3 protein-coding genes are annotated in these 4829 nt (G+C 47.9%); 1 reads left to right on the top strand and 2 read right to left on the bottom strand.

The window, feature by feature from the left end:
- Window positions 1-45 precede the first annotated feature (45 nt).
- Together KW93_RS11080 and KW93_RS11075 are read right to left on the bottom strand one after the other, a co-directional pair.
- Entirely contained in the window at window positions 46-1317 is a 1272-nt protein-coding gene (locus KW93_RS11080) for an ATP-binding protein (RefSeq protein ID WP_033543082.1), read from the bottom strand.
- 64 nt (window positions 1318-1381) lie between these two features.
- Complete coding sequence (locus tag KW93_RS11075) at window positions 1382-1765, bottom strand: rhodanese-like domain-containing protein (protein WP_033543081.1); 384 nt, start codon at window positions 1763-1765, stop codon at window positions 1382-1384.
- A 401-nt stretch (window positions 1766-2166) separates the two neighbouring features.
- Here KW93_RS11075 and KW93_RS11070 point away from each other — a divergent pair, with 401 nt between their 5' ends.
- Window positions 2167-4725 carry a vitamin B12-dependent ribonucleotide reductase gene (locus tag KW93_RS11070; RefSeq protein ID WP_033543080.1) on the top strand — a complete coding sequence of 853 codons (2559 nt, stop codon included), beginning with the start codon at window positions 2167-2169 and terminating at the stop codon, window positions 4723-4725.
- Window positions 4726-4829: the final 104 nt, after the last annotated feature.

Genomic DNA, 4829 nt, shown 5'->3' with positions numbered 1-4829 from the left:
GCCCGGAAGCAAATTTGCTTCCGGGCCTTTTTTGCGTGGCACTCTTCAAAAACCGATGTATGACTCCGTTTCCTGCCAGTCATTCCGCTCCGTCCGTTTATTTTGCAGCTGCAATTCCTCGATTCGTTTCAAATAAGCCGAATCTCCATCGTAATGCCAGTTCAGCGCGCTGGACATATACAGTTCATTCAGCTGGGAAATCGACAGGCCTTTCGTGCGACTGGCCATATCGGCTAATTCCGCATCAGAGAAGATGTTTTTGATATCCAATTTTTGCAGATACGCTTTCCGCAATTTCTGGGAAGGCGACGGTATTTCGTATGCGCGGTCAAAACGGCCGGCGCGGTTAATCAGGGCGGGATCGATTTTTTCGGGATAATTGGTCGTCCCGATAACGAACAGCCCTTCGCGCGCCTGTGTACCGTCAAGTGTGTTCAAAAATACGGAGCGGGTGTAGTCGGGCATCGAATCGATATCTTCAATGACGAGGATGGCAGGAGCAAGCCTCGAGACGATGCTGAACACTTCCTGGATGGTGGCACTGTTGGTGTATTCGGTTATTTGCCAATAGACGACAGGCGCTTCGGTCGAACCGGTGATCGATTTCACTAAAGTCGTTTTACCGTTGCCGGGCGATCCATAAAGGAGGATGCCCCGTTTATAGGGAATGCCGTAGTTTCTGAAAAAGTGGCCGTCATCTTTGAAGAATTCATCGATTGACCTGAAAATATCTTTCTTCACCGATTCCTCCAGCATGACTTCGGATCGCTCGATGATTGCCTGTGTACTGAAATTCCGGCGGCGGACCCCTTCTTCAGTGTCGACAAGAAACGTTATATTGTCCATCAGCATCTGCCGCAGCAATTCGTCCATCGCCTGCAGAAAAAGGAAAGCCGCATCCGGGGACTTCGCGTAACATTGAAATTCAGGCCAGCTCGTTTCTGAATGGGTATAGAAGCTTAACTGGCTGATTGCCACGTCATGTCCGGGAAAATAGATGACGCGATTTTCGAAAGTCGTCTCGATCGCCAGATTTCCGCTGTGAAGATCATCCGCGGCATTGGTGATCTTACCCTGCGGGCGGGCTTCGTAAATGAAAGCGAGTGTCTCAAAGTCAAGCTGCCCTTTTTTCATCATATCGAGAAGGTGGGTGTGCAATTGCATAAAGGGCTCACTGACGTCGATATATTTCCAGGAGCCTTCGGAATGTTCATTGAGTCGTGTAAAAATCCTGTTTGATACTTCAGCGATGCCGGCATAAACAGGCAGGGCCTCTTTTAGACTCGGATGATGGGGAAAAAGAATGTTTTCTGGCATTTTATACCTCCATGGAATAAAAAAATTTTTTAAAAAAGCTCTTCCCGAAAGGAAGAGCTGAACATCATGATTTCGATTTGATTTTCCCGGTCCATTGCTTGAAACCGCCCTGCAGCTGGAACAATTGGTTGTAGCCCTGTTTTTTCAGAAAGATTGCCACACGGCCGGCACGGGAGCCGTTCTGGTCATAAATGTAAACTGGTTTGTCCGAACGGATTTCCTTATAGCGCTGGCGCAATTGTGTCTGCGGAATATTGCGGGCACCCAGAATGTGTCCCGCGGCAAAATCTTTCGGCTCACGGACATCGATCAGCTGTGCTTTGCGGTATCCTTCGATAAACTGCTCCTGAGTAAGTGTAGTGACCGCTTTTTTAGCGCGTAAAAAGTTGATCACCCCAAATACGATGATGACAAATAATAATGCTGCGATAAAGTACAAGAATTCCAATGGTCTTTCCCCTTTCTATTCTCTCTCCATTATAAGAGAAAAGAGTCTTTTAATTCAATGGCTATATTGCCTGCGGATAATAAAAGAAGGCAGGGATGTGAAATGTGTCGAAAAGTGAATTTTTCCGAATCACGAAAAATTATTAATGGGGGCGCCCGACAAGATATATGAGTCTTAATTGCGCCTAAAAATTATCGCAGTGGTGAACAGAAATTGTATTGCTTTAGACTCATTTTCAATCAGCCTGAAATCCGAAACCCTGCAGTGATGCAGTTCCTCCAAGTATTCCGTTGCTCAGCAAAATATTATTATGGAAAGAAGTTTCAACATCTAGTATCATGGGAACAGTATTAATACTATATATAGTGTTTGCCCTTATATTATAAAGGAGGAATTGTCAAATGGTTTCTGCAACTAATTCTGTTTTTACATTAAATCCGGAGTCTTTAAACGGGGACATCGCACAGTTTCCGGAAGTGCATCCGATAACGCCCGACATGTCGATTACGCATAAAGGGGTATCACGCCTTGTCATGATCGACCGCTATTCTTTTAAGGATACGGAAAAGAAGACGTTGAAAGCCGGAGATTTTGTCGTACTGACAGTAAAGGAAGATCCGAAATTCCCTGCACGCGGCTTAGGGTTTATTGTCTCCGTTAACCGGGCTGCGAACCAGGCGGAAGTCTGGATCGAGGAAGATTACCGCAGCGCCATTGACAATCAGGAAGCATTGGAAAAAGGCATTATTGTTAAATCATTGGATGTCATCGAAAAACCTCTTGAAGTCTATTATGAACAGATTGCCAAACGCAATGCAACCGGCCTCGCGTCGGTGGAGAAGACGGAAGAAAAGCGCCAGGAATGGTTTGAAAAATTCTACGAGCAGCTTGTCAGCCTTAAATTCATTCCGGCTGGACGCGTGCTGTACGGTGCAGGTGCCGGTACAGACGTCACTTACTTCAATTGTTATGTAATGCCGTATGTGGCGGATTCGCGCGAAGGCATTTCCGATCACCGCAAACAGGTCATGGAAATCATGAGCCGCGGCGGCGGAGTGGGGACGAACGGATCGACATTACGCCCCCGCAACACGCTGGCACGCGGAGTGAACGGCAAATCTTCGGGCTCGGTATCCTGGCTTGACGATATTGCAAAACTGACACATTTGGTGGAACAGGGTGGATCCCGCCGCGGTGCCCAGATGATCATGCTTGCCGACTGGCATCCGGATATTGCGGAATTCATCATTTCAAAAATGCAGAATCCGCGTATCCTCAGATACCTGATTGAAAATACGGAAGACGAGACCATCAAGCAATTGGCGAAGGACAAATTGAAATTCAAGCCGTTGACAGAGCAGGAAGAAGCCATGTATCAGGGCGTCCTGAACTACCGTGCCATTCCGGGAATGGGCGGTTTCAACGAAAAAATCATGCGCGATGCGGAAACGAAACTGCGTGACGGCGGAACTTACTCAGTCCATAACGAAGAGTTCCTGACTGGCGCGAATATTTCCGTGACGCTGACAAGCGATTTCATGGAAGCAGTTGAAAACGACGCTGACTTCGATCTGCGTTTCCCTGCAGTTGAATCCTACTCTAAAGAAGAAATGGCGATTTACAACGAGAAGTGGCAGGAAGTCGGCGACGTTCGCGAATGGGAAGCGATGGGCCATAAAGTCCGCACCTACCGCACGATGAAAGCGCGCGATCTTTGGAACCTGATCAATGTGTGCGCCACTTATTCGGCGGAACCTGGAATTTTCTTCATTGATAACGCCAATGAAAAAACAAACGCGACGGCATACGGACAAAAAGTGGTTGCGACCAACCCATGCGGCGAGCAGCCGCTCGCGCCGAACTCAGTATGTAACCTGGCTGCAGTTAACCTGGCTCAGTTCGCTGATCCGAAAACGAAGACAGTCGATTTCGAATCACTGAAAGAAACCGTACGCGTCGGTGTCCGCATGCAGGACAACGTAATTGATGCGACTCCTTACTTCCTTGAGGAAAACCGCAAGCAGGCGCTGGGTGAACGCCGCGTGGGCCTTGGCGTGATGGGTCTGGCAGATCTGCTGATTTATTGCGATAAAGAATACGGTTCATCTGAAGGCAACGAATTGGTGGATGAAATCTTCAAAACAATCGCAGTCGCAGCTTATGAAGTTTCCATCGAGCTCGGCGCTGAACGCGGAAGTTTCCCGTTCCTTGAAGGCGAAACAGAAGAACAGACAGCAGCACTTCGTAAAGCATTTACGGAAACAGGCTTTATGAAAGGCATGCCACAGGAAATACGCGACGGAATTCTTGAAAACGGCATTCGCAACTCGCACTTGCTGACGGTTGCACCGACAGGGTCGACGGGTACGATGGTAGGGGTCTCAACAGGTCTTGAGCCATATTATTCATTCACTTATTACCGCAGCGGACGCCTCGGCAAATTTATCGAAGTGAAAGCGGATATCGTCCGTGAATATCTGAAGAATAATCCTGAAGCGAGTGAAGACGATCTGCCGAAAGCATTTGTTACGTCGATGGACCTGGCACCGGAAGCGCATGCGGATGTACAGTGCATCATCCAGCGCTGGATCGATTCATCCATTTCGAAAACAGTCAACGCTCCGCGCGGCTATACAGTTAAACAGGTGCAGGGCGTTTATGAAAGACTGTACAAAGGCGGCGCGAAAGGCGGAACGGTCTATGTCGACGGAAGCCGTGATTCACAGGTGCTGACTTTGAAAGCGGAAGAAAATACGTTTGAAGAAGAAGCGACAGAAGAAGTTCCTACAAAGCGTCCGATCGTCCTGATCGACACGATTCAGGATCTGCGTTCGACAAACGTCATGATCGGCTCAGAAGTGGGCGACACATGCCCGGTCTGCCGCAAAGGGACAGTCGAAGAGATGGGCGGCTGCAATACATGCACAAACTGTGCCGCACAACTTAAATGCGGTTTATAATAAAATTCCAAAAAAGCGGAAGCCCTGGCTTCCGTTTTTTTCTTTTTGCTTTTTTTCAATAAAAATGGAATAAAAACCGATATTGCGCAAAACAGCTTCGCTTT

Source organism: Planococcus sp. CAU13, assembly GCF_000775575.1.
Classification (GTDB): domain Bacteria; phylum Bacillota; class Bacilli; order Bacillales_A; family Planococcaceae; genus Planococcus.
Note: the sequence above shows the minus strand (reverse complement) of the source record. Positions and strands in the feature narration are given on the sequence as shown.

Coding starts and splice junctions, on each gene's coding strand:
- KW93_RS11080 (WP_033543082.1), bottom strand. CDS start 1,317: ATGCCAGAAAACATTCTTTTTCCCCATCATCCGAGTCTAAAAGAGGCC.
- KW93_RS11070 (WP_033543080.1), top strand. CDS start 2,167: ATGGTTTCTGCAACTAATTCTGTTTTTACATTAAATCCGGAGTCTTTA.